17 protein-coding genes are annotated in these 22363 nt (G+C 48.7%); 3 read left to right on the forward strand and 14 right to left on the reverse strand.

What is annotated here, in order from left to right; all coding sequences use genetic code 11:
* Positions 1 to 2 precede the first annotated feature (2 nt).
* Positions 3 to 656, reverse strand: a complete 654-nt coding sequence (locus tag MJZ26_01385; GenBank protein ID MCQ2104422.1) for an STAS domain-containing protein — start codon at positions 654 to 656, stop codon at positions 3 to 5.
* Positions 657 to 725: 69 nt separating this feature from the next.
* The gene (locus tag MJZ26_01390) at positions 726 to 2030 is read right to left on the reverse strand and encodes a hypothetical protein (protein MCQ2104423.1); all 1305 of its coding nucleotides are present in this window, start codon (positions 2028 to 2030) and stop codon (positions 726 to 728) included.
* Positions 2031 to 2087: 57 nt separating this feature from the next.
* Here MJZ26_01390 and MJZ26_01395 point away from each other — a divergent pair, with 57 nt between their 5' ends.
* Positions 2088 to 3029, forward strand: a complete 942-nt coding sequence (locus MJZ26_01395; GenBank protein ID MCQ2104424.1) for a tyrosine-type recombinase/integrase — start codon at positions 2088 to 2090, stop codon at positions 3027 to 3029.
* Between the two features lie 18 nt (positions 3030 to 3047).
* Here the strand turns inward: MJZ26_01395 and MJZ26_01400 are convergent, their stop codons facing one another.
* The 6 genes from MJZ26_01400 to MJZ26_01425 all read right to left on the reverse strand — a co-directional run bounded on the left by MJZ26_01400 (position 3048) and on the right by MJZ26_01425 (position 11946).
* Positions 3048 to 4163: a nucleotidyltransferase family protein gene (locus tag MJZ26_01400; GenBank protein ID MCQ2104425.1), complete on the reverse strand. Its 1116-nt coding sequence runs from the start codon at positions 4161 to 4163 to the stop codon at positions 3048 to 3050.
* 250 nt (positions 4164 to 4413) lie between these two features.
* Positions 4414 to 4887, reverse strand: coding sequence for a DUF3990 domain-containing protein (locus MJZ26_01405; GenBank protein MCQ2104426.1), 474 nt, complete (start codon positions 4885 to 4887; stop codon positions 4414 to 4416).
* Positions 4884 to 5102 (reverse strand): DUF3791 domain-containing protein, encoded by a 219-nt coding sequence (locus MJZ26_01410; protein MCQ2104427.1) that lies wholly within the window; start codon positions 5100 to 5102, stop codon positions 4884 to 4886. Before MJZ26_01410 ends, MJZ26_01405 begins: the two co-directional genes overlap by 4 nt.
* A 66-nt stretch (positions 5103 to 5168) precedes the next feature.
* Positions 5169 to 5333: a hypothetical protein gene (locus tag MJZ26_01415; GenBank protein MCQ2104428.1), complete on the reverse strand. Its 165-nt coding sequence runs from the start codon at positions 5331 to 5333 to the stop codon at positions 5169 to 5171.
* Positions 5326 to 5475, reverse strand: a complete 150-nt coding sequence (locus MJZ26_01420) for a hypothetical protein (protein ID MCQ2104429.1) — start codon at positions 5473 to 5475, stop codon at positions 5326 to 5328. Before MJZ26_01420 ends, MJZ26_01415 begins: the two co-directional genes overlap by 8 nt.
* A gap of 12 nt (positions 5476 to 5487) precedes the next feature.
* Entirely contained in the window at positions 5488 to 11946 is a 6459-nt protein-coding gene (locus tag MJZ26_01425; GenBank protein MCQ2104430.1) for an InlB B-repeat-containing protein, read from the reverse strand.
* Between the two features lie 901 nt (positions 11947 to 12847).
* Here MJZ26_01425 and MJZ26_01430 point away from each other — a divergent pair.
* Entirely contained in the window at positions 12848 to 13159 is a 312-nt protein-coding gene (locus MJZ26_01430; protein ID MCQ2104431.1) for a helix-turn-helix domain-containing protein, read from the forward strand.
* 109 nt (positions 13160 to 13268) lie between these two features.
* Here the strand turns inward: MJZ26_01430 and MJZ26_01435 are convergent, their stop codons facing one another.
* From MJZ26_01435 to MJZ26_01450, 4 genes are all read right to left on the reverse strand, one after another.
* Positions 13269 to 14039, reverse strand: coding sequence for an Rpn family recombination-promoting nuclease/putative transposase (locus MJZ26_01435; GenBank protein MCQ2104432.1), 771 nt, complete (start codon positions 14037 to 14039; stop codon positions 13269 to 13271).
* 346 nt (positions 14040 to 14385) lie between these two features.
* Positions 14386 to 15528, reverse strand: a complete 1143-nt coding sequence (locus MJZ26_01440; protein MCQ2104433.1) for a hypothetical protein — start codon at positions 15526 to 15528, stop codon at positions 14386 to 14388.
* A gap of 18 nt (positions 15529 to 15546) precedes the next feature.
* Positions 15547 to 16728, reverse strand: coding sequence for a hypothetical protein (locus MJZ26_01445; GenBank protein MCQ2104434.1), 1182 nt, complete (start codon positions 16726 to 16728; stop codon positions 15547 to 15549).
* Positions 16729 to 16807: 79 nt separating this feature from the next.
* Positions 16808 to 18166 carry an MATE family efflux transporter gene (locus tag MJZ26_01450; protein MCQ2104435.1) on the reverse strand — a complete coding sequence of 453 codons (1359 nt, stop codon included), beginning with the start codon at positions 18164 to 18166 and terminating at the stop codon, positions 16808 to 16810.
* 122 nt (positions 18167 to 18288) lie between these two features.
* On the opposite strand from MJZ26_01450, the gene ychF reads away from it, so the two are divergent.
* Entirely contained in the window at positions 18289 to 19386 is a 1098-nt protein-coding gene (gene ychF / locus MJZ26_01455) for a redox-regulated ATPase YchF (GenBank protein MCQ2104436.1), read from the forward strand.
* 137 nt (positions 19387 to 19523) lie between these two features.
* On the opposite strand, the gene MJZ26_01460 is transcribed toward ychF, so the two are convergent.
* Positions 19524 to 20087: a hypothetical protein gene (locus tag MJZ26_01460; protein MCQ2104437.1), complete on the reverse strand. Its 564-nt coding sequence runs from the start codon at positions 20085 to 20087 to the stop codon at positions 19524 to 19526.
* Positions 20087 to 22312 (reverse strand): formylglycine-generating enzyme family protein, encoded by a 2226-nt coding sequence (locus tag MJZ26_01465; protein MCQ2104438.1) that lies wholly within the window; start codon positions 22310 to 22312, stop codon positions 20087 to 20089. The genes MJZ26_01460 and MJZ26_01465 overlap by 1 nt, the downstream gene beginning before the upstream one ends.
* Positions 22313 to 22363: the final 51 nt, after the last annotated feature.

Here is a 22363-nt window from a genome sequence, read left to right on the forward strand (position 1 = left end):
AACTAGAAGCTAAAGAATGCGAAGGTTCCACCAATAGCAGCCAAGATCAGCAGCACGACGATAACAACCGTACGCACAGAGGACGGTTCCTCGTCAAAGGGAACATCAAGGCCACCCTTCTTCTTATTTTCGTCCTTTACGATGGCGTTGAAGCTCTTGGTAAAACGACGATGGGTACCGGTGCGGCGATCCAGGGACTGAGAAGCCTTCTGGGCAATGTCGCCGCGGATATTCTGGGAAGCAACCGCACCGCGGTGATGCTCCTGAACTTCTTCTTCGGGAGCTTCCTGCTCGGCGGTCTGAGCCTGCAGGGAGAAAGACATCAAGTCCTCCTCAAGGGAAAAGACTCGAATGGACTTGTCGAGGCCTGCCTTTTTGAGGCCATCCACAATAATCTTGTTGTTGGTAAGAACCGCGAACATGCCGCCACGCTTATGCATTTCCTGCTGGAACTGGATAAAGGCGTTGTAGGCATCGCTGTAAACGAAATCCAGGCCGGTCAAGTCAACGGCAAGGAACTTTTCATCGGCCTTGTCAGTCAAAAGCTGGCGAACGTCCTTTTTGAACTGTTCAGCATCAAAGGCCCCTATAGGATTAAGGGGTGCAGAGATCAAGTCAAAACTTCCGACTTCGCGATAATTCTTCAACTGAGGCATACTAGAAATATAAACTAAAAAAGGGAAAATGTGAAACTCATCACACAAAAAGCATTGTAAAAAGACGCCTTACTCTAGAATTTCGTCATCTTCCTCAACGATCATGGGTTTTGCAGGAGCTACAGGAGCAGATTCAACCTTTTCTACAGCAGGCGCTGCGGCAGGTTCTTCCAACTTTTCCTCGGAGACGGTCTCAGGAACGGTTTCGGGAATCACTTCGGCGGGAGCAGCCTCCTCGTAGTAGTCTTCCTCCACCTCTTCGGTCAAGACCTTGCGGCCGCTAGGATAGTCCACGGCCTCGGGAGTTCCCGCCCTAGGCTTCTTGGCAAACAGGTAAGGGCTTACACTCACACTGACGCGGTGTACAGGAGAAAGCACCGGATGAGATTCGAAGGCGTAGTCAACCTTCAGGAACTTGGCGATTACAAGACCGGCACCAGCAGTCACGCTCTGCAATGTAGAGAAGCTACTGAGACCAGCACGAAGAGTCAAACCGAAGTCAAAGGCGAATTCAAGACCGCCGCGGCCGCCCTGCAGCCAGTCCAGCGGGTCTTCCCAGAACCGGCCACCCACATCGGGATCCGTCTCGAAATCAAGTGCTCTCGCTTCGTGATGGAACATTCCTGCGCCCTGCCAGTAGAAGTTCAGCTTTCCGTAAAGGTACGGAACCGGCAGGCCATAGCTTGCTGCCAGGTAGAACTCGGGAGAGGAATATTCAAAGGTTCCAGATTCCCAGCTGGCGGCGGAACTGGTCCAGCCCTTGAGAAGGCCAGACACATACAAGTCCTTCAGTACCTTAAAGTGCAGGCCCGCGTCACCGCGGAAGCCAAAGCCGGTCTGGTCCATGTCGCGGTACAGACCGTGAAAGGATACGCCCAAGTCTAGGCGGTCCGTAAGCCTTTTACCGAAGGACACAGAAAAAACGTAATCTGCAATAGAAAGAGTTCTGTAGTCGGAACCTTCCGGCAAGGGTTCGCCATCCCTAATGTAAGGAATGTCATCGGCACCAAAGCGGGCGAAGGCGATTCCCAAGCCCTGGCCTTCAGCCAGAGGAATGGTTGCCGAGGCAAAGTCGTACTTGGTATCCTCGAAGTATTCCGTATGGGAGAAACTTGCCCAGGCGTAATTCATGTTGGCCAGCTGATAGGGATTGGACAGCAATCCAAGATAGTCCCCATCCACAGCCATGACTGCGGAACCGAGGGCAGCCGAGCGGGCACCCGGTTCAATATCCAGGGTGGCGTTGGCCCCAGTCACTCGTTCTGCGGCAAAGACATTGCAGGAAGCGGCAACAGCCAAAAGCACCCCGCGGAACAACGAAAACTTCCGGGCGGTAGAACTTGCCGATTTTGCAAAAAACTTCCTGATTGTCATATCTTGTCTTGCAAGATAGATTATTTTTGAATCGTAAACCAATACAGCCCCAGCAAAATGAACCTTTCGGAATATATCCAACAGTTTTTGACCTACCTTACGGCACAGCGGCGATTCTCCCCCAGAACCGTCGATACCTACCGCAAGTCCCTGGACAAATTCATGGTTCACCTGAATGGCGATTGCAGCCCCCAAAAAAACGGCGTTGCAAAAGAAAGCGAAACGCCGGATCAGCCCCTGGCCGCCTTTTCCGAAATGAACGTCAAGGGTTTTGTGTGGGACTTAAAAATCAAGCAGGGCCTGGCCCCCACCAGCATCTGCGAACATCTTGCCGCCCTAAAGAGCTTTGGCAAGTACCTGGTCCGTTCCAACGTGCTGCAGACAAATCCCGCCGGAAACGTACCCATGCCCAAGAAGCCCAAGCGTCTGGTAAGCTTCATGGGGCAAAAGGACCTGGCCTTCGACAAATTTCCCGATCTTGAGAACCCTACCCTGCCTCAGGTTCGAGCCAGACTGCTGCTAGAGCTGATATACGGATCCGGCCTTCGAATTTCCGAATGCCAAGGGCTTTGCTGGAACCAGATCATGACCTCGGAGCATTTGGTACGGGTGTTCGGTAAGGGTAGCAAGGAACGAATCGTCCCCGTAACAGAAGAACTGCTTTCCCGCATCGGCGAATTCAAGCAGATGCAGATCGAGGCGGGCCACGTGCCCACGGCCACCGGCTATGTCTTTTTAAGCGAAGACGGCAAGCCCTATGGCATACGTACCCTTCGTAACGACATCCATAACCTACTGCGACTCATTGGCTGGGAAGGCAAGGCAAGCCCCCACGTACTTCGCCACAGTTTTGCAACACACCTGCTGGAAAACGGCGCCGAAATCATGAGCGTCAAGGAAATGCTGGGTCACGAAAGCATATCTACCACCCAGGTGTACACACACGTCAGTGCAGAACGCCTTCGCGAGGCTTTCAAGAAAACCCACCCGAGAGCATAGCGGCCTTGCCGAACAATACTAAAACTGGATATCCCGCAAAGATATTCTGCGATACTTGATTCGAAGAGAAACTTTACTGAAAAAATCAATCCAATAGGCGATTTCCGCCCATATGGTTTCTACAGCATCGTAGCGGAAATATTTCAGGGAATCCCGTCTTTTGCCAAACCACCAATAGAGCCATTTCAAACGGACTTTTTCAGAGTGGTATCCAAAGTTCCCGTTTTTCAAAATATCCTTCAACATCCACTCTCCGCGGAATGAATCCGGTTTGCAGAGCATCAACGATTCATCAAGCCCGAGAGTTTGCCGAAGGACCCACATGATTGCCGCGGCGGCATGAGACAACCCCAAGGAACCTAGACGACGAGATATTTCATTTCTGTCTTCGACAGATGAACTTCTAAGGAGAATGTAATAATCCAGCAATTGACGCAGGCCAACACCACCTGTGACAAAATGACGATGGACATGAGACAACTGCATCGCCAAGGCAAATTTAACGTTCGGAACATAGTAGCCCTCAGGAGTCCGTTCCCGACAAGAAAGTTCGCCATTCAAAAATTTCACTAATCGTCTTGTTGAAAAGGGATTCATGTTTCCCGACGAAGGAGTAAAGTGAACTTCTACGTCAACCCCATCTTTATTTTTGGGCAAGTGTACATGATGTTTTGTAGAATAGCCACGATTCTTGAGACCATGTTGACCAAGAAACTCTACAACACGTTTCTTTCCGCCTGACACCCAGATGTCGATGTCTCCCGGCTGCCGACAGAGCGGATTCGGGTAAAGTCTAGCGTTGGCCTGCCCTTTCAGAATAGCAGTTTGGAAATTTTCTTTTTCAAAGAAGTTCGTTTGAAGAGCACATTCTTTGTTCAAGAGTTCATTTAGACCGCGCACAGTCTCCGCCTCGCTGGCCCACTGGAACATCAGTTCCATGGGAGGGCGCAGTTCCTGGGGCAACTTCATCACCCCGTCAAACGCAAGCCCCAGAAGAGTCTGCCGGTCCGCCTCGTTGTAAATGCGTTCCCACTCATCCGCAGACAGCCGCGGAAACGCGCCAACACTTGCCCCCGGACACCCAAGCGCAATACGCAACAGAAGGAAAAAATTATCGTATCGGGAAAAATCCACCGGCAAAACGATCCCCAAAGCACCCTTTCTTATGCATTTTGAGAAATATACTCGTCCCGAAGGATTTCATAAATATACGAGGCACTACGGGCACGCAAGCCTGTTTCCGGTTTGTTCAACGAGTCAAAAATCTTTGACTTATAAACAAAGTTAAAGGCGGTCTCCAGGTCAATTGAAAAATCATCCACAAGCAACTGGACATTCTTCTCCACAATCCTAGAAACCAAGGACTCGCTTTGCGCTGTCGTCATTAACCTTGCCTCCGTAAATAACCTAGAGCCTTCTCTGTCAAAAAACAGAACTGATTGTTCAGGTTCTTGTACTCTAGCTCCTTCGCCAATTCATCGAGAGTTCTCAAACCATCTTCATACAAGTTCAGAAGATACGCAACGCCATCGTCCGCAATCGGTCCCTGAACAATGTCAAAGGGGTTCTGAAACTGTTGTGAACGACTTCTATTCTTGAAGATAAAGTCTGCCCATTCCTTTGTAGGACCATCAAACCGCATAACCTTGAGATTTTCGGATGCAAGTTCATTCTCGTCAAAAAAATATTCCTGGACAACAGGATTTCCACCCCAGATGTCTGAACGTTTTTTCGCCAATTCTAGAGCCTGTTCACGAATGTCGGTAACATAGAAACCCCTGCCGAAATCCTTGTAAGGTTTCGTCTTACTCAGGTCAATCGTCGTAAATTCCGCGTTGGTTCCATGATATAGAATCATCCGATTGTACCCCCGTTTCGCTTGCAGATGACAACCAGGTCGTCAAGGGCCTCGTCCGTTGGGAGAAGATGTTCCACTGCGTAATGTTCGTCAAGAAAACGAATCCCCTTAAACTGGCACAGGTATTCAGCCGCCACCTGCAGGGTAAGCTGAAAACGCTTGGCAAAAAGCCTGATGCACATGTTTATATACGGGATTTTATACTTGTTCAACATACTACGAATATAACAATATTTCCACTAATCCGCAAAAAAACACCCTGCATTCTGCAGGGTTTTGTCTTAATCTTGAGAGCACTGGCTGCCGAAGCAGGGAGTGATAACGTCAGGGTCACCACTTCCCGACAGCAGGCTTGCCCGCTGCTTCAGCTTGATGACCTTGAGTTTGGGCTGTACGTATTCCTTCTTTTTATTCATCTGCATTTTTGTTTCTTTGGTCTTAAACATTTTCATTTTCCTCCTGGAATCCATCCAGGGTAAATTCTCCATGATTCATACTGGCCTGCAAGAGACTTGTGCGGTGCTTCAGCGTCACCACCTTCATGCAGGGTTTTGCGTAAGATTTTCTGTCGGTTGACTTTTTTTGCATTTTCCTGTCGCCTTATTTGATAATCACTTTCTTGCCGTTGTTGTAGTAGGTCCCCTTGACAGTGGGCTTGCCGTTGAGGCGACGGCCCTTCATGTCAAACCAGCGGTCAGCCTTTTCAAGGGTTATATTGCCGGTGCGGGTGTTCATCTGGCCCACAAAGGTGACTTCGCCATCGGCATTGCCGAACAGGACTGCGATCACTTCGGGCACATCTTCTGCGATAGCTCTGGATACGCCGCGGTATGCCGGAGCACGCAGCATTCCGTTGCCGGAGTTAGACTGATCTGAGGTTCTACTGAGCACAGCGCGCATGGGCTTGACGCTCACGTCAGAACCGCCCTTCACGAAGTCACCGGCCTTGTAGATGCCATCTACATCATCGGCGGCGGCGAAGCCATAGACGCATTCCAGGGCGGTGCAACCGTTTTCCCAATATCTGTTGGCGTAGGAGCCTGAGAATTCCCAATCGCCCACCTTGGGGTTGTTCAATTCAGCGGTCTGCACGGAAACAGGAGAACCCAAGGTCATGTTCAGATTCGTAGCTTCTTCCTTTAGGATGACGGCGTAGGGAACGCCGGCTTCCAGGGCGGCAACCTTGACTTCCGTTCTGAATTCGGCTGTATAGACACCGTCTTCCACAGTTACGCCCGTAAAGGCGTAGAAGTCTGCATTGGCCGTTGTACCTTCGTTGGTGGAGAAGGGCAGCACAATGGTATTGGCGATGTTCAGGCCTTCAGGGCTAGCCACGAAAGTGCGTTCAAATTCAACAGAGTTCACTTCCACCGGATTAGGCACATTTGCTGTTTCCGTGGAATTACCGAGAATCGTCGCCTTGGACTTGTCGGCAGCAATCACGATGGAACCGTAGTTGAATTCAATCTTTCCGCTGAAATCAGGGTAAGAAATTTCATCGGCAAGATTCTGGCCCCAGACAGAACCGTCAATTCCATTGTGGAGAAGGGCTGCAACAGTACCATTAGAAAATTCTTCTCCAGTTTTGAAGCCGGATCCAAAAGAATCCCCATAGACTAGGGCAATCAGTTTTTCTGCAGAACCGGTCTTTGCAAAACTGTTTGTGACAGAACCGCAGTTGAAACCTATCACGCCGCCTACATAGGAGTATTCACCTGTAGTATTCACGGAACCGCTGTTGTAGCAGTTCGTGACGGAACCTTCGTTGGATCCTGTCACGCCGCCTACATTGGAGTATTCACCTGTAGTATTCACGGAACCGCTGTTGTAGCAGTTTGTGACGGAACCTTCGTTGAATCCTGTCACGCCGCCGACATAGTTTTGTCCTCGGAAGTAGGAATCCTCAACGCCTACATTCTCAACCTTTCCGTCAGAACCTACATACCCAAACAAACCGACATTTTCTTCTGATTCATCATTGAAATACAGTCCCTTGATAGCAAAGCCTTGCCCATCGAAAGTTCCTGTATATTGTTTACTGCGGTTTCCAATGAGAGTCCAGGTCCTAAAGCTAGTTCCGTTGGTCACATTACCATCAGCATCCTTTACCAACTGAGACTGCAATGGATTTGTTGCACTGCCGTTCACATAGATGTTTTTCGTCAGCCTGCCGCAAATACTTACTCCAGAAGGCATGTCGGCTGGAACGCTAACAGTTCCGTTCACAAGGGCGGCAAAGCCGTACAATTGTTCTACATTAGAAATTTCGTAGCACTGATTACCAGCCAGCACAGGAATTTCTTGCCACCTGGCATAGAAAGTCTTTGCTCCGGAGGCGTCGGCTGCGATGGAGGACACTGGTTCGCCAGAGAAGTCAGCACTGTTGTACCAACCAACAAAGCCATAGCCTTCGCGGGTAGGAATAGCAAGTGAAAGTTCTACACCCTCAAGGTAAACCGAAGGATTTGCGGAATTATCCACATCCGAGTTTATAGCATCCTTACCATTCAACTCGTATGTAATGGTATAGGCAAAACTCCACTTGGCGTAATATTTCTTTGTCCAGATGGTGTTTTCGCCAACGGTTTGCGCTGTTGCAGAAATCTGAGCGGCGGCGACGATGGTTTTGACAGCGTCACCAGAGAAGTCCTCATTTTCATACCAGCCAGCAAAGGCATAACCTTCGCGGGTGGGGATCGGCAGCTCAGTTTCGGTTCCGTAGGAATGTGTACTTGCGGCATTAGCTGCGTTAGAACCTTCGTTCAGAACATATTCAAGATTGAATTTCACTACGCCAGGCTGCAGATTTCCTTCTGCATCATAAGTGTTGGAAAGAACAGGATAAGCGTCCGTGCCAACATTCTGCCCCCAGACGTAGCCATTCGTTCCATTGTGGAGAAGTATTGCGACGGTACCGTCATGGAATTCAGTTTCGTCCCTAAAGGCAACACCTGCTGGACTGACAAGGCCAACCGGTGATCCAGACTTTGCAAAGCAGTTCTTGATGGAACCATCGTTGATTCCGGTAACGCTACCTACAAAAATATCGCCGCCAGTGACAGAACCGCTATTGTAGCTGTTTGCGATGGAACCTACATTGATTCCAGCAACGCCACCGACATAATTATCGCCGCCAGCAACAGAACTGCTATTGTAGCTGTTTGCAATGGAACCTTGATTATATCCAGCTACGCCACCGACAACGTTTAAACCTCGGATGTAGGAATCCTCAACACCTACATTCTCAACCTTTCCGTCAGAACCTACATACCCAAACAAACCTACACTATCTTTTGATCCTTCATTGAAATACAGTCCCTTGATAGCAAAGCCTTGCCCATCGAAAGTTCCTGTATATTGTTTACTGCTGTTTCCAATGGGAGTCCAGGTCCTGAATCCGCCTTCGGTCACCGTATTCAGTTTGCCTTCGTCATCCAGCACATTCTCGTTCACCACAATTTCATTCGCCAGCTTGCCACAGATGTTTGAACCAACCGGATAACCACTGGGGAGTTGTGATGCCGTGATAACTCCATTCACAAGGGCCGCAAAGCTATACAGCTGATTAACGCTGGAGATTTCGAAACATTCACTGACGGTGCCCTTATTCACCAGAGTCGGAAGTTCCTGCCACTTGGCATAGAAGGTCAATGCTCCGGTAGCGTCGTCTGCAATGGAAGCCACGGCTTCGCCAAAGAAGTCAGCACTTTTGTACCAACCCACAAAGGCATACCCCTCGCGAGTAGGAACAAGCAGCGTAGTTGGCGTACCATACTGATAATCGGTTGAACTAATTTCGCTACCATCTTCATCAACATAGGTAACCTTGAACTTAGCCAACTCAACAGTCACATCGACAGACTGTTCCTCCACGCCAAACCAGTTATCGTTTTCCTCGACCTTGTAGTAAACCGTATAATTGCCTGCAGCATCAGCGCAAGGAATATCGGTGGAATAAGCAGTCTGTGACCCGCCTTCCATTAACACGCTGTAAAGCATATCCCCAGAGTTCGAGGATCCAGAGGCTACAAGTGCGACGCATGCACCAGCGTACTTCGGATTGGCAGAAGTCGGGGGTTCAACTGTGGGCGTAGCCTTCGTGATATTAAAGGATTTTGAAACAGAACCGAATTCCGCATAATCACCCTTGAATGTAACAGTTACAGTTGCGGTGCCAACATTTATATTGTTGGAATATGAATATTCGTAGTCGGTACCTTCGGTGAAATTAAGAGAACCTAATGAAACCGTTGGCTTTGGTGTAATTGTTTCTCCTGTATATGTCTGATCCTCGACATCAAAAGCAGGGATTCCTGTATATATGATTTTACGTTCTCCATTTTCAATAATGCCGAAATAATCATTTTTACTTACAGACACATCAATATCATCGTGCATATAAATTATGCTTTCGCCGTTCTTGATGCTTGATGCATCCACCACATCGACATCGTCGTATATAGTCACAGTACCAATTTCATTCTTAGAACCATAATATGTATAACCCGTACCAATGCCATTTGCTTCTGTACCGCCAACAGCCTTTACAGAACCACCCTTAATGGTAATATTGCCAAGTCTTGCAGTTTTCGAAGTAACCTCACTAATGATTACTCCTGTTCCGATGCCTGAACCCCACCGGGAATATCCAATTGCCGTGATATTTCCACCTTCAATTACAATATCTCCACCTATGGCATCAACATTCCATGCTTGACTCAAGCCAATACCAGCAGAATTATGATTACCCGATACGGTTAATGAACCTTCACCCCTAATTGTCAGAGTTGATCCTAAGCCTCCAACTTGAATACCAGCCTTTTGATAAGCACCAGTTACATTATTTTCACCCACAAGAGTAATGGATGCCGAACCATCACAGATAATTCCACCATTGATTGTAGCACCTGAAAGAGAAATGTTAGCCTTATCAGCAACCATCACTGTATATTGAGTTGTACCACTAAGTACATCTCCATCTACAGCAGTGAAATTATTAGTTGCTTCGGACAAATTAATAAAACTTTCACGATTTATGGTTGCAGAAATGTTTATATTAGATGTTCCTATAGTCACACCATATACACTATTTGATGCAACCAACATATTTGTTCCATCAGAAACATCAGTTGCTGTATAAGGAAACAAAGGTCTAAACTCAACTACTGTTCCAGAAATATATTTACCGTCACCATCTGCAGGATTGGATGTTCTAATAATTTCCATGTGCTCGGGGAAATCAACAGAATATGTTTCCGCGACCTCTGCCGCCACATTTACATCACCATCTGGCATAACAAAGGTGTATGTACCTTCTCCTACATCAGACAATGACACTGCTCCTCCATTTATCTTTACTGATGAAGCATCAACAGCAACACCAAGAGTCAGTGTAATCAACTCTCCAGCAAGAGCATATTCTGGATTTACTGTTATATGAGCCTTAATATCATCATCAATTACAGTATGGTGATTCAAGGCTTTGGTTCGAATAATTCGCCATTCTCCTTCACCAGAATCGTCAAATATCTCATCCTTAGCAACACCAGTGACTATACTTCCTTCATTCTTAAAATTAACGGTAATATTTTCTTTATTCCCTATACATCCAGAATTATTAGATGTTGCAACGATTTTCTTAATTCCGTTCGAAATATTAATTGTTATACTGCCAGTTCCGGATTGTCCAGCGCCAATGCCCTTTGCATAAATAACACCACCGTTTAGATTAACGGCACTAGCTTTTCCACTTTGACCACTGCCAATCCCAGCACCACTTCCCTTAGCATCTGCTGCATCGACAATTCCACCATTAATCGTAATCGATCCAACCGATCTAAACTGAACTGATCCAATACCAGCCCCTAGATTTCCTCGTGCTGTAATTTTTCCACCATTAATCGTTATCGAACCCGCGTCACCACTACCATACGCACACCCGATTCCCGCATATGGAGTCAACGAATTGGGAGATGAAGCATTCAACGTACCCATATTCATTTCATCTTCCGTTTGTGCATATACATTAAAAGATGCTGTTGTTGCTACAGTGATTCCTTTATTTGCATTAAGTGTTTTACCATTTGCCAATATCAAATGAACTTCACCATTTACAGTAATACGATCATCAACTGTTACATCTTCATAGACAACATACCAACCTTCATCCCATGTAGTCATACTGCTTGTAACTTTCGTTGCGTCCTCCATCAATCGCACCATATTTCCATCAGAATTCAGATACGAAACAACCTGCGTCTCGGCTTCTATTATTTCCGTTGTCAAATCGGCATCTAAGAAAAACTTGCCGCATACAGAGCACTGCCAGTATTCAATATGATTCGCGTCAGCTTCATGATGCTCAGTTACATGAGCCAACATCGCTGTCACACATTCATCTACATCTAACCCTATTTCACCATTCTCGTCTTCAAAATATTTTCCATCCCCACGAAGATAACATTCTCTCAATACACCTTGCTGGGTGCAAGTTGCCGACTGCGGAGTGAGATGAGTATATGTCACATTATAGCCATACAGTCTAATTTCTGTTAAACCTATATTTCGGTCTTCTTCTGTACATTCAAAGCGGAAAAATCTATATTGATTGTTCACTTCATTGACAACAGGGTAATTATGTTCTGTTCCCGAATAGGTCTGATCGATGTACTCTGATACTAAAACATAGTCATCATCTTCATCAGCCTTAGCGAATAATCTCCACTCCGACGGATGAAATTCACTTTCGTCATATGAATTTAGTTTGTATCCCTTTAAGAAAATAGGAACATCTGATCTAAATTCAACATATGAGAAACCTGAAGCAGGTTCAATATCTCTCCACCTTGTAGATGGATCTCCATCCACTACATTCGAATAGGTATACCTAGTATTAGTGATAGAACCATCCGTTGCCGTAAAACCTGTGAATAAAGTGTAGTCTTTGCCTTCAATCGAGATGGGAGATTGTTCTGTTGCAGCAAAGGCATTTGCCGAGAACAACAGCGCCAGCACCATGACCAGCGTGGTCAAATAAGAGTTAATGCCATTACGCATCATGATTTATTTTCTCCTTAAAACCAAAGAGCCGCGACCGCAAAAAGCGGACTCGGCAAAACGCGACAACGGGCGCAAAAATGCGCACAACGCAAGAAAGCCCATGGCGAACAACTCGCACGGGATTTTTTTAATGTATGGGAAGAACCGGAATGACCGCCAGTAGGTAAACTTCTAGTTACATTGGGGGGGGGAGGTAATGGACTTACGGACCTGCGCCACAAGGCCACAGCCCGCAAAGGCTCCCTCAGCGGTCGCCACAAACTTCAGTCCATCACACGCGACGATATTCATTTGGTACAAATATAGTTGCCCGTAAGATTTTTGTAAAGATTGAACACCCTTCAAGAAGGCCAAAAACCGCTTTTACAGCGCCTTGATTTTTAATATTTCGTTTTTGTATATTGTCAACCGAGTGAGTGATCCCCATTCGTGGGGCAAGTAAAACTCTCTGCTTGACGTCGTTGCCTTAGTTTATACCTGGCAACAGGAACCCTATGGGGAGACGGGCCCCAGATGACCAACGTAGAGCTCTTGACATTATGTCAAAAATGACATATATTTAATGAGTCCAAAACATAAACCTTTGGCTTGGTTGAGTTCTCAACCAAAATCTCCGCCGTTGTCACAAAAGGCTAGAATTGAAACAGGATACCTACTTCGCTTGTTACAATCAGGCTTATCTTTGTCAATGCCGCAAAGTCGACCCATGCCGTCAATTGGCGCACGTTGTCATGAATTGCGTATCAACGACGAAAACAAGACATGGCGGATTTTTTATCGAATCGATGATGATGCGATAATCGTGATTCATTGGGTTGATAAGAAAACAAACAAAACTCCGCAGGATGTAATAGAACTCTGCAAGAAACGGCTTTCCGCTTACGAGGCAAAGTGAGGCTGCATGGAAAAGGCAAAAAAAGAAAGGCTAGAAAAGAACGGATGGAAGGTTGGCGACATCGACGAATTTCTGGACCTGAACGAAGCTGAAATGGCGATTATCGAAATGAAGGTTGCGCTCGCCAAGGCTCTTGTGGCAAAGCGAAAGAAAAGTGGATTGTCTCAAGAAGAAGTCGCAAGAATGTCGGGAACAAGTCAATCGCGCCTGGCAAAAATGGAAAAGGCAAATTCCAGCGTGTCTTTGGAATTGTTGATTCGGGCTCTGTTCTCCTTGGGCTCCAGCAAAAAAGAACTTCTAAAGGCTATGGCTGGATGACGCCGAGCGAACTCTAAAAAAAGAGAACGTCGGCTAGTGCCGCGACTACAAAGGCCAACAGAGCTTTTGTAAAGATTGAACACCCTTCAAGAAGGCCAAAAAACGCTTTTTACAGCGCCTTGATTTCTTCGGGAGTGAGGCCAGAAACTGAGGCAATTTCTTCCAAAGTAAGTTTTCCCTGAACACGCAACGCCTTGGCGAGTTCCTTGTTCTTGTCACTCTGCCCTTTCTCGTAACGAATGTTAAGTTCCTGTTCCAGGGTCATGTAAGCCTTCTTTGCAATAGGGTCCTTGCGGTACTGTTCCACGAGATCGTGGATGCGCTTCATCTTTGCGGATCCGTGCTCCTGCGTGGCGAAGTACTGCATGTATTCGCGAATGGAGTTGTCCTTGATTTCGCGGTACTTCTTAAAGATATAAAAGTTTTTATAACAAAGGTCGCCCATTAAAATATTTGGGTCGCTTTCTTCGCGGTTCTGGAACCTGTAAACGGGCTTGTCCTTGCCGAAGATGTCGTCCGGGCAAATGAACAGAATGTACTGTTCTTGAAGTTTGGTGTAATTCACTCCCTTGGCGAGGACATCTAGGTCGCACATTCCCTGGTAGTAGCGGGCGCGCTTGGGCAGTTCGCCGGTATCGACCATCTGCAACTCAATATCGAAGTAACGACCTGTGCTAGGCAATTCCTCCTTCACGAGCACATCGAAGCGGACGCTCTTGTGGAAGGGATCTTCCTGGGTCGTGGCTTCGGCGACCACGGAAATCTTGTCGATGGAAATTTTCAGGACGTCCTGCAGAAAATCCTTGGCCACATCCTCGTTGCTGAATACCTTGGCAAACATAAAGTTGTCGGTAATGTCCAGGTCTTCGTACTTTTTCATTTGATAGCTCATTTTATCCTCAAAAAAAATCCACAACGTCGTCGTGTCCCTTTGCCGGGAGGACTTCGTCATGGATCTATTAAACTATTTTGAGGACAATATATTTATCGACTTTCGCGCAGGCAACCCATTTTTCAATTGACATTCATTTTGCAAACAACTGTTTGCATGAGAGTCGCGGCGGCCAAGCTTGCTTGTGCCGACATGACCGAATGCTAGGTTGTTCTACAAACAACTGTTGACACGAGTGTCGTGACCATGGCAAGTTTACTTGCCATTGGACACCTGTCCTCGCTTGACGGGGATGACCGAGGGCAAGGTTGTTCTTTCTTCCTAGTACTTGAAACTAGAAGAAGCTACCCTTGACGCCAACGGCAATGGTCCATTGCTGGCCAAAGTCGCTCCAGTCCGGAGCGTTCCACTTGCGCATGGGTTTTTCGTCGTACTCGTCCTTGGGATCAGCGGCATTAGCCTTGTCGTGGAGCGGTACGGATAGAGCCAGGAACACAGGGAAATCGGCGTCGGAGAACTCAATGCCGTAGGCAAATGCCACAGACCAAGCCTGATGATCAGGGTCTGGGCGCGGATCGTAAGTACCGGCCTTTTCTGAGGAAATCCATGCAACCCCAAGAGGTGCGGAGAAGTTTACGCCAAAGGACTGTACAATGCCCGGGCGGCCACGATAGCCGTAGGCAATGGAGCCCCCAACCGTTGGCGGCGTGTAGGCGCCAAGGTCGTTTTCACCATAGGGCTTAAAGCGGTACTTGAAACGCTTTCCGGAAACATCCATGTCATCCCAGTAGGAATCGTTGAACTCATTCTCGCCAGAAATCAGGTGCATGGCAAAGGGATGGGTATAGGTCAAGCCATAAAGCCAGATTCCCTTGTCTGTATCGCGGCTGTAATCCCAGCCCAATGTAAGGCTATAAAGACCGGAACCCTTCTGGAAACTGCTGGGCAGAATTTCTTCTGCAGCGTCAGTACCGCGCTTAATGTCGTACTGGCCCGTAGGAATGGACAAGCTTGCAGACAGGGAGGCTGCGCCGCCACTTCCAATGGTCTTGCTAAAGTCAAAGGAGATATCGCCCATGCCGCCGGTGGTACGATCCGTAGGAATCTGGTTACTACGGTACTGCACTTCGCCCTGATGGCTCATCCAGGGAATGCTCACCCCGAGCTTTGTAGACCAGGTGGGCTTAATAGACAAATGGGGCGTAACAGTCAGGCCGGAGAAATTCTGGCCAACGCTGTACTTGGTAAAAACTTCGGTTTCAAGATAGCCGCCGGAGACTCCCTGGCCAATCCACTTGATACCATCCCCAGCTCCACCGCCGGATCCGCCTGCACCGCAACCACCAATGGACTCCCAAGGGGTCGCCACTTCAACAGGAGCGTTAAGGCCAGCCATAAAGGCAGCCGCACCGGCGATAACAACAGCTGCGCCGCCAAGCAACTTTCCGCAATTCTTTCTGCAATCAAATTTCTTCATGATTCACCTCGCAGAGCCTTACGGAAGTTGGAGCAAGAAGCCCAGGTTAGTGCCAGTGGCCACAAAGCGACCATCGGGAGAACGGCCGCCGATCATGGGAACAGGAGCTATCTGGCGAACATCGCCAACCCATTCCACAGTAATGTCAGAGGGAGCGCCCGCAGTCAACTTGATTTCGCGCATGGCGGTACGGCCTGCAGAACCGTTCTGGACGGATTCTTCGCCAAGGTCGTTCTTGTTCACAAACTGAGATCCGCTGGGGAACTCAGCCCAAGTCACAAACAGACGGCTGCCAATACCAAACCAATGAGGCTGAACTGCAGAGGAAATCATGTCTGCCGTCTTCTCGATCATAACCGCATTGGCGCTTTCGGAAAGTTCCTGCACGTAGGAATTCCAGCCGGTCATGCTGGAGTTGATGGCGTTATAGACCACAAAATTTCCGTCAGGGGAAATCAGCGGACTATCCACCAGCCAGCCTTCAATACCGGCAGGCTTTTTCAACTTCTTGGGCTTAGACAAGGCCGCAGATTCTTCCTTTGCGGAACCCGTCTTTGAAAAATCCACAAACAAGATTTCGTTACTCTTGTTCACGTAGACAAGGCGTACGTTCTTCGTTCCGAAGAAGCCTTCTACCGTAGAGTCTGCAACGGAGGAGTCGGAAACGGCAGCGGTTTCATCAACCCAAAGGTGGGGTGTGGCAAATTCGCTGATTTCCTTGTCGTAGAACCAGAACTTTTTCTTGTCACTCATACGAACGGCAAAAATACCGTAGTCCAGGTTTTCACAGGACTTGTTGCCCTTGGTATCGTAAGCTCTGAGAGCGACAATGTAATCGCCATGGGTACTCCATTCCGGATCCTGGAACTGGCATTCACCAGCCGCAGTATCGCGCATCAGGAACCAACGAACCGTATTGGAAGTATCTGTCACGGTCAATCGATCGTGCTGAACCACCCTGGAAGTTGTGTAGCTTGAATCGTCTGTATTCACCACAAGCTTGCCGCCGAAATTCAGCCACAGCATGGAACCGGGATAATTTACCGGATCCTGGGAAACGGAAGGGTTACAAATCTGCTTTCCCACGTTGGTTGCCACCAACTTGCCGAAATCACCGACCGAGGCTTCGCCCTTATTGCCGGACTCTGTCGCTTCAAACTGTTCCGGCTCGTAAACGCAAGCGGTTACACCCAGGGTCAATACAGCCCCAAGTGCCAGCCTAGAAAACTTTTGAGCAAAATATTTCATCAATTGAAATATATAAAAGTATAGAATTGAATTATTTGCCAACCGACCACTGAGCCTTAGTTTTCCTTACAAGACGCTGATAAACACAGAAAATTATGGTTCCGGTAGTAAGCCAGCTCAAAGGATAGCAGCACATGAGTGATGCGAAAGTGCCAAATTTGGGGAACATGGCAAAGACCCAGAATATACGGACGCCGCAGATTCCAAACACGCAAATCAAAGTGGGCGACATGGACTGGCCCATTCCACGGAGGGCGCCGGAGCACACATCAATCATTACGTTGATGAATTCCAGACCTATCACAATGTAGACTCGGTACATGCCAGTCGCAATCGTTGCTTCGTCATTGGTGAAGATTGACAAAATGGGGTGATAGAAAATACAAGTCAATGCCCCCAATGTAAAGGTCGTTACGCCCGAAAGCAAAAGGGTCCATCGGACAACACTACGGCAACGCTCCAGATTTTTGGCGCCATAGTTCTGACCCACAAAGGTCACGCAGGCATGGCCAAAGGACGCCAGCCAGAAGTACACTATCAACTCCGGATTCATAGCCACAGCGGATGCAGCAACCGCCGTAGAACCTAAGCTGTTAATCGCCGACTGGATACACACATTACTGAAGGAGAACAAGGCACCCTGTACGCCCGCAGGCATACCAATCTTAACTATGCGACCAAGAAAATAAGGTGTAATGCGAAGCTTCCAGAATTCAAACTTGAAGGCCCCCTGCTCCCGTTTCAAAAAGTACAATAGCGTAAGGGAGCTAACTACGTTGGACAGCACCGTGGCGATGGCAACCCCATCTACATCCATATGGAATCCCACCACAAAGAGGATGTTCAGGACCAGGTTGATGATGCCCGCCACCAGCAGCACATAGAAGGGGCGCTTGGTATCGCCCTTGCTTCTCAGGACTGCCGCACAGAAATTGTACAGCATGATGAAGGGCATGCCTACGAAATAAATCTGGAAATAAAGAACCGCCTGGTCCAAGATATCCTGAGGTGTGGAGATCCATTGCAGAATGGGGCTGGCAAATACCACACCTACAGCGGCCAACAGGATTCCGCACACAAGGGAAATAAAGATGGCGGTATGGATACTGCGGGACACGGCACGGGCACGGCCCTCGCCCAAGGCATTGGCCACAACCACGTTGGCCCCGATGGAAAGGCCTACGAAAAGATTCACCATCAGGTTGATGATGAAGGTATTCGCCCCTACGGCAGCGAGGGCCGCATCGCCGGCGAATTTACCCACTACGGCGACATCTGCGGAATTGAACAGCTGCTGGAGAATGGAACTTGCCGCCAGGGGCACAGCAAACTTTAGGATCTTATCCCAAATAGAGCCCGAGAGCAAGTCCATGTTTTTTGCTTTAGCCATACAATACCTTTTTCGGGCGGCAATAATAGCTTTTTGAAAAACGCACGGGAACCCCTTTTTACTAACTTTGTCCATGAAAATTTTATCGGCGGGATAGAAACGCCGCACAACTGGAGATAATCATGGGTTTTAAATGTGGTATCGTGGGTTTGCCCAACGTTGGCAAGAGCACCATCTTTAACGCAATCACCAACGCCGGCGCCGAAGCCGCCAACTATCCCTTCTGCACCATCGACCCCAACGTGGGTATGGTGAACGTTCCCGACGCACGTCTCGATGCCCTGGTAAAGGTTTACAACCCCAAGTCCATCGTTCCCGCTGTTACAGAATTCGTGGATATCGCAGGTCTTGTAAAGGGTGCTGCCAACGGTGAAGGCCTTGGCAACCAGTTCCTCACCCACATTCGTGAATGCCAGGCCATCATGGAAGTGGTCCGCTGCTTTGATGACGGCGACATCGTTCACGTTCACGGTTCCGTGGATCCAGTTCGCGACGTGGAAATCATCGAAACCGAACTGATCCTCAAGGACCTGGAAAGCGTAGAAAAGCGTTTGGCTACCGAAGCCAAGAACGCCCGTATGGGTGGCGCCGAGGCCAAGGCCCGTCTGGCCGCCTGCGAAAAGCTCCGCGACGCCTTCCAGGAAGGCAAGGCAGCCCGCGGTCTCGCAGGCGAAAGCGAAGAAATGGACCAGATTATCAAGGACCTGGCCCTGCTTACCGCAAAGCCCTTGTTCTACTGCGCCAACGTGAAGGAAGACGACATCCTCACCGGCAACGCCTACGTAGAAGCTCTCAAAGAATACGCCGCCAAGAACGGCCACGAAGTCATCATGATTTCCGGCAAGATCGAAGAAGAACTTTCCCAGATGGAACCCGCCGACAAGGTTGAATTCCTCAAGGACCTGGGCCTCCAGGAATCCGGCTTGGACGCAGTTGTCCGCAAGGGTTACGAAATCCTCGGCCTCCGCACCTTCCTTACCGCAGGCGAAAAGGAATGCCGTGCATGGACCTTCGAAGCAGGCTTCAAGGCTCCTCAGTGCGCAGGCGTCATCCACTCCGACTTCGAACGCGGCTTCATCCGCGCAGAAACCCTCTCCTACGCCGACTTCGAAAAGTACGGCAGCTGGAACGCCGCCAAGGAAGCCGGCGTACTCCGTACCGAAGGTAAGGAATACGTGGTGCAGGACGGCGACATCATGCTGTTCCGCTTCAACGTGTAAGAGGCGCGAGACACGAGGCGCGAGGTTCGAGGTTCGAAGTACGAAGGCTCGCCACGTAATTCATAACTCATCATTCATAATTAAAAAAGGACTGCCCGCAGGCAGCCCTTTTTCTTTAACCTTTATCCTTTAACCTATTAACCCTTTTTCGAGGCCTTTCGCGCCTTATATTCTGTTACAATAGGGCGAATGATGCTAGCCAGATTCATCGCGGTTCCAATCAGGATCAGCGCCTCTGCCGCATACAGGCCAATTCCAGGTTCCACCTTCAGCAAAGGAATTCCCATGGCGGAATTCAACTTGCTTAGCTGTGCCAAGAATCCCCACATGGACACCATGGTCAACATACCAAGAGCGATGGAGCCCAAGGGTGTAAACCAGGCAAATGCCCCAGCAAGCACGGCGCCAATCAAGATGGCATAGAGGAAAGGAACTGGCTCCATCTTGGGGAAGTTGGGCATCTGGGCACGGAACTTTTCCATGGCCGTAGGATTGCCAGCTTCCATCTTTTTGAGAGTACCAAGAGCCGGTTCGTACAAGGCCTGTTCAAGATCAAGACCAGAGGCAAGTTCGTACAGATTAGGGTCTGCAATAACCTTATCGTCGCTGCAGGATACGTTGGCCATAGGCATCAAAAGAGCCAGGACTACCAGCAGATACGGAATAGCTGTAATCTTTTTGAAGAACTTCAGTTCCCGCATTACTTGCCCTCGAACATTGCCCTCGGGAATGCGCAGCGGAAACCAATGGCATCGGACCAGAAACGAGGATCCTCATCGTCACGCTCGGTGAGGTTCAAATCCTTTTCGTTATCCTTCCAGGAGCCGCCCTTGTACACCTTATGGGAGCCCATGGTTGCGCCAGTCGGATTGGACTTTTCAACGATGAAGGAGAACATGAAGTAGTTATCCAAGGTCCATTCGGCAACGTTACCGGACATATCGAAGATGCCCCAGGGATTGGACTTCTTGGCGCTGACAGGCTGAGGACCATAGAGCGGGCTCTTCTTGCCCAGCTTGTAGGAGTTCTTGCGGTAGACAGCGTAGTTGTTTACATCAGGAACATCATCAAGATTCCAGAGTGCGCCTTCGTTATTATCGGCGCGACCGGCAAATTCCCACTGGGCTTCGGTGGGCAGATCGCCGCCAATGGCCTTACAGAACTTGCGGGCGTTATCCCAGTTGATGTTATGCACAGGCTTACGGGCTTCCTTAAAGGAAGAACGGTCCTCAATACGCTGACTGGAATCCAGACGGTCCATGGTTTCCTTAAAGAACTGCTGGGTCACTTCAGTTGTATGAATTGCAAACGGAGACATGGCAACCACATGACCCCTGTAACGGAAGGATCCGGAGTCAATCAGGGCGACGTTGCCAACAATCTTATCGCGGATGACGCGAGGCACAGACATCTTGACTTCGACACCAAGGTCTTCGTCTTCCTGTACCGGAGCCTTCTTTTCAACTTCCTCGGTCAGAACCTGAGTCTTTTCTTCGGCAGGACGATTGAGCCATTCCTGGACTTCGGTCTGGTCAAAGATGTAGTCCGGAAGTTCAAAACCACCATGGGTCTGAACATCGGATCCGTTCACATTCAGTTCCATCTTCTCATAACGGTAATGATGACGACCGGTCAAAACACCCTGGTCGTAAATCCACACAGGCTTGTTGTTGACCAAGGTCAGGTGAGCCTTAGCATCACCATCCTTTACCAAGTTATAGAATTCTTCGTTGGTCATACCTTCGGCGGTACCGGACCAGGATACATCAAAGCGAGCCTTGGGCTGGCCAAAGGTCATACGTACGGCCGCAATCTGGTCTGTTCCGTCAACCTTCTGGTAAACAGGTTCAACCTTAGTCGGCTGCATGGTGCCGCTCAAGGGGAGTTTCTGCAAGCTGTCCAGCTTGTGACGAAGGACCTGGTTAATCATGCCAATGCCACCAAGCTTGCTGCTACGCCACATATCGCGTGCTTCCTGACGCTTTACCTGGAACTTGGCACGATAGTCCTTATAGGAATCATCGTCGGCGGTAACACTAAGGGACAAAGCCTTGCGAGGAGCCGGATAGCTCTTGGCGAACTCTGTGGTGTCAACCAGGCTGACAGTATTCTGGATATCGGCAGCAAGCTTATCAAACAGGACTTCGACTTCTTCCAGGGTATTGGCGGATTCAACGGCACCCAAGGTTACAGAAGTCTTTGCAGTCACCTTGCCATCGTTAGCAAGAACTGCCATCTGCGGTTTAATCTTAAGGACTTCACCGTCCTGCACATAAACAGCTTCTACATAGGGAAGGCGATTGGGGGCAGAGAAGGAGAAGGCATACATGCCTGACTTAACAGGATAAATCTTGGATACCTGGTTTCTCATCTTGAGAGTCAAGGAAGTGTATTCCAGACCAGGGATGCCTGCGGTATCAATGATGATGATACCCGGACGATCCACTTCGTTCAGCTGCTGCCAGCGGCCGTTCTTCATGAAGAACAGTTTCGGAACGCGGGGAGAATAGATGTATTCCCTATCGAAATACAGGTCCAGTTCATCCTGGAAGGCCTTGTTCTTCTGAGAACCATAGAAACGCATGCCCACCACTTCGGAAGCCTTAAGGTAGTTTTCCCTGAGGCTAAAGGCATGAAGCTTTTCAAAGTTCTTTTCGTCTACCTGGCCAGAGAACCAGTGATATTCCTTCGGGCCCTTCTTATGACGCAGATACATGGTATTTGCCTTGAGGGGAATCGTAGGAGTTTCGGACAGGGCTCTTACACCACCCTTTACGATGGCCATATCTGCAATATTTTCCATTGCAGCACCCGTCTTAAAGAGGTTGGGAGCAACCTTGTAATTACGATCGGCATCAGCCATGGCCAAAGCGGGCACCAACAGAAGAAGGGACAGCCAACTAAGACGATGTGTTTTAAAGGACATACAGTCTCCTTTTGCAAACTTCAAGAAATGCGCAAAACATTTCAATTTTCT

The sequence above is a fragment of the Fibrobacter sp. genome (assembly GCA_024398965.1).
GTDB lineage: Bacteria > Fibrobacterota > Fibrobacteria > Fibrobacterales > Fibrobacteraceae > Fibrobacter.